At 73.1% G+C, this 3,562-nt stretch carries 3 protein-coding genes; all 3 read right to left on the bottom strand.

Going from position 1 to position 3,562, the window contains the following annotated elements:
• Positions 1–125: 125 nt before the first annotated feature.
• The 3 genes from ACIY1X_RS24180 to ACIY1X_RS24190 are packed head-to-tail and all read right to left on the bottom strand — an operon-like array spanning position 126 to position 3,518.
• Positions 126–962, bottom strand: coding sequence for a YoaK family protein (locus ACIY1X_RS24180; protein WP_084217348.1), 837 nt, complete (start codon positions 960–962; stop codon positions 126–128).
• Between the two features lie 4 nt (positions 963–966).
• Positions 967–2,079 (bottom strand): glycolate oxidase subunit GlcE, encoded by a 1,113-nt coding sequence (gene glcE / locus ACIY1X_RS24185; protein WP_399685628.1) that lies wholly within the window; start codon positions 2,077–2,079, stop codon positions 967–969.
• The gene (locus ACIY1X_RS24190; protein ID WP_399685634.1) at positions 2,079–3,518 is read right to left on the bottom strand and encodes an FAD-linked oxidase C-terminal domain-containing protein; all 1,440 of its coding nucleotides are present in this window, start codon (positions 3,516–3,518) and stop codon (positions 2,079–2,081) included. Before ACIY1X_RS24190 ends, glcE begins: the two co-directional genes overlap by 1 nt.
• Positions 3,519–3,562 lie beyond the last annotated feature (44 nt).

Raw genomic sequence — 3,562 nt, forward strand, 5'->3', positions numbered from 1 at the left:
GGGCAGGTGGCGGTGCAGAAGCCGCAGTGCACGCACTTGCGCAGGATGGCCTCGGCCTCGCGGCCGGCGTCGGTGCCCTGGAACTCGGGGGCCAGTTCGGTTTGCATGGTCTTCTCGTGGGGGAATCAGGCGGCGGGCGGCTCGGGCGTGTCGCCGGGCGGCGGCGTCTTGCGCCGGCGCAGGCGCAGCGTGTCGGCCACCGCCTGCAGGGCCTGGCGCAGCTCGCGCGAGCGGCGCACGTCGTCGAGGAAGGGCGGCAGCGACAGCGACAGCAGCAGCGCCGCCAGCGGCAGCACGCAGATGAAGCCCAGCCACTTGAAGCCGGCCGCGCCGGCCAGGCCGCCGGCCACGAACATCAGCACCAGCCCGCCGAAGAGGCGCAGCCGCGGCGCGTTGTGGCGCACCAGCTGGCCGGCGGGGCGGCCGTGCCGGTTCCAGTAGAGCATCTTGCCCAGCTCGATGCCCAGGTCGGTGAGGTTGCCCGTCATGTGCGTGGTGCGCACCTTGCCGGCGGAGGTCTTGGCCGCCAGCGCGTTCTGCAGGCCCATGATGAAGCTCAGCAGCAGCACGGTGAGCGGCACCGCGAAGGGCGTGTGCCAGCCCAGCGTGATGGCGCCCATGAGCCCGAAGGGCAGCATCAGCGCCGCCTCGAACAGCAGCGGCAGCGCGTAGGGATGGCGCAGGCGGTGCTGGCGGCCCCAGTTGATCTGGATGGCCGCCACGGCCGCGCCGCACACGAAGGCGAGGATGGCGCCCAGCGCGTTGAGCAGCAGCGTGGTCTGCCCCAGCACGATGGCATCGGCCACCTGCGAGGCGAAGCCGGTCATGTGCGAGGTGTACATGTGCAGCACCAGGAAGCCGCCCGCGTTCATCGCGCCCGCGTTGAAGGCCAGCAGCAGGCCCAGCACCCGGTTGGTGGAGGGCGCGCGGTGGCGGTCGGTGAGGTAGCGCAGGCGTCGCACGGCTTCAGGCGGCGAGGCGGCCGGGGTTGAAGATGCCGGCGGGATCGAAGCGCTCGCGCAGCGCCTGGTGGATGCGCGCGAGCGCCGGGCTCGGCGTGTCGAAGCGCGGCTCGTCCGGGCCGCCGGCGGCGGCAGCGAGGAAGAGCGTCGCGTGCCCGCCGGCGGCGCGCGCCGCATCGCGCACCGCGGCGGCGTGGCCGGCCGGCAGCGCGTACCAGCGCAGGCCGCCGTGCCACTCGACCAGCGGCTGCCCCGGCAGCGCCAGCACCGGCGCCGTCTGCGGCACCGACACGCGCCACAACGCCAGCCCCTTCGCCTTCGCATCGGCGAAGAAGGGCAGCCGCTGGTCGCGCAGCGCCGCCCAGTCCTCGGCCGCATGCGGGTGCGCGCGGCGCTCGCCGCCGAGGTGGCGGCAGGCCGATTCCACGGCCGCCACCGCGCCGCGCAGGCGCAGCCAGAGCACGCCGTCGGGGCCTTCGCCCGAAGCCTGCCAGGCGCTGGCGTTGAGCGGCCAGGGCTGCCCGCCCCAGCCGTTGAGGAGGCGCAGCGCCTCGGCCTGTGTACAGCCGAACTCCAGCGTCGCCTCGGCCGGCGGCACGGGCAGCACCTTCAGGCTCACCTCGGTGATCAGCCCGAGCTGCCCCATCGAGCCCGCCAGCACGCGCGAGACGTCGTAGCCCGCCACGTTCTTCATCACCGTGCCGCCGAAGCGCAGGTGCTCGCCGCGGCCGTTGACCATCGCGGCGCCGAGCACGTAGTCGCGCACGCAGCCGACGCTGGCGCGCGACGGGCCCGACAGCCCGCAGGCCACCATGCCTCCGACGGTGGCCGGCCCCGCGCCGGGCACGTGCGCGAAGTGCGGCGGCTCGAAGGGCAGGCACTGGCGCCGTTCGGCCAGCATGGCTTCCAGCTCGTGCAGCGGCGTGCCGGCGCCCACGGTGACGACCAGCTCGCTCGGCTCGTAGCTGACGACGCCGGCCAGCGGCGCCGTGTCGAGCAGATCGCCTTGCAGCGAGGCGCCGTGGAAGTCCTTGCTGCCGCCGCCGCGGATGCGCAGCGGCGTGCGCCGCTCGGCGGCGGCGCGGATGCGGTCGATGCAGTCGTTCAGAGCGGTCATCAGAAGCGGGGAAGATCAGGGTGCGGCAGCACGCCGCCGCGCACCACCTGCTTGCCGTACTCGGCGCAGCGCACCAGCGAGGGAATCACCTTGCCGGGATTGAGCAGCCCGGCCGGGTCGAAGGCGGCCTTGACGGCCAGCATCTGCGCGTTCTCTTCCGGCGTGAACTGCACGCACATGCTGTTGAGCTTCTCCACGCCCACGCCGTGCTCGCCGCTGACGGTGCCGCCCATCGCCACGCTGGTCTCCAGGATGTCGGCGCCGAACAGTTCGCAGCGGTGCAGCTCGTCGGGGTCGTTGGCGTCGAACAGCACCAGCGGGTGCAGGTTGCCGTCGCCGGCGTGGAAGACGTTGCAGCAGCGCAGGCCGTACTTCTTCTCCATCTGCTGGATGGCGATCAGGATGTCGGCCAGGCGCTTGCGCGGGATGGTCGAATCGAGGCACATGTAGTCGGGGCTGATGCGGCCCGAGGCGGGAAAAGCGTTCTTGCGCCCGCTCCAGAACTTCAGCCGCTCCTCCTCGCTCTCGCTCACCGCGATGGCGGTGGCGCCGCAGCCGCGCAGCACGTCGGTCATGCGGCCGATCTCTTCCTCGACCTCCTCCGGCGTGCCGTCGGACTCGCACAGCAGGATGGCCTCGGCCTCCAGGTCGTAGCCGGCGCGCACGAAGTCCTCGACGGCGCGGGTCATGGGCTTGTCCATCATCTCCAGCCCGGCCGGGATGATGCCGGCCGCGATGACCGCGGCCACCGCGTCGCCGGCCTTCTGGATGTCGTCGAAGCTGGCCATGATGCAGCGCGCGAGCTGCGGCTTGGGCACCAGCTTCACCGTCACCTCGACGGTGACGGCCAGCATGCCCTCGCTGCCGACGACCAGCGGCAGCAGGTCCAGGCCCGCGCAGTCCAGCGCCTCGCTGCCGAACTCGACCGCCTCGCCCTCCGCGGTGAAGCCGCGCACGCGCAGCACGTTGTGCAGCGTCAGGCCGTACTTCAGGCAGTGCACGCCGCCGGAGTTCTCGGCCACGTTGCCGCCGATGGTGCAGGCGATCTGGCTCGACGGGTCGGGCGCGTAGTACAGGCCGTAGGGCGCTGCCGCCTCGCTGATGGCAAGGTTGCGCACGCCGCACTGCACGACGGCCGTGCGCGCCACCGGGTCGATCTTCAGGATGCGGTTGAACTTGGCGAGCGACAGCGTGACGCCCTCCGCATGCGGCATCGCGCCGCCCGACAGGCCCGTGCCCGCGCCGCGCGCCACCACCGGCACGCCGAGCGCGTGGCAGCTCCTCAGCACCGCGGCCACCTGCGCCTCGGTCTCGGGCAGGGCCACCACCAGCGGGCGCTGGCGGTAGGCGGTGAGGCCGTCGCACTCGTAGGGCACCGTGTCCTCGGCCTGCCACAGCAGCGCATGGGCCGGCAGGTGCGCGGCCAGCGCCCGCACGATCTGCGACTGCCGCTCGGCGCGGCCGAGGGCGCCTTGCTGTCCGG

Origin of the sequence: Xenophilus sp., from assembly GCF_044462705.1 — a bacterium.
In the GTDB taxonomy this organism is placed as follows: Bacteria; Pseudomonadota; Gammaproteobacteria; order Burkholderiales; family Burkholderiaceae_C; genus Xenophilus; species Xenophilus azovorans.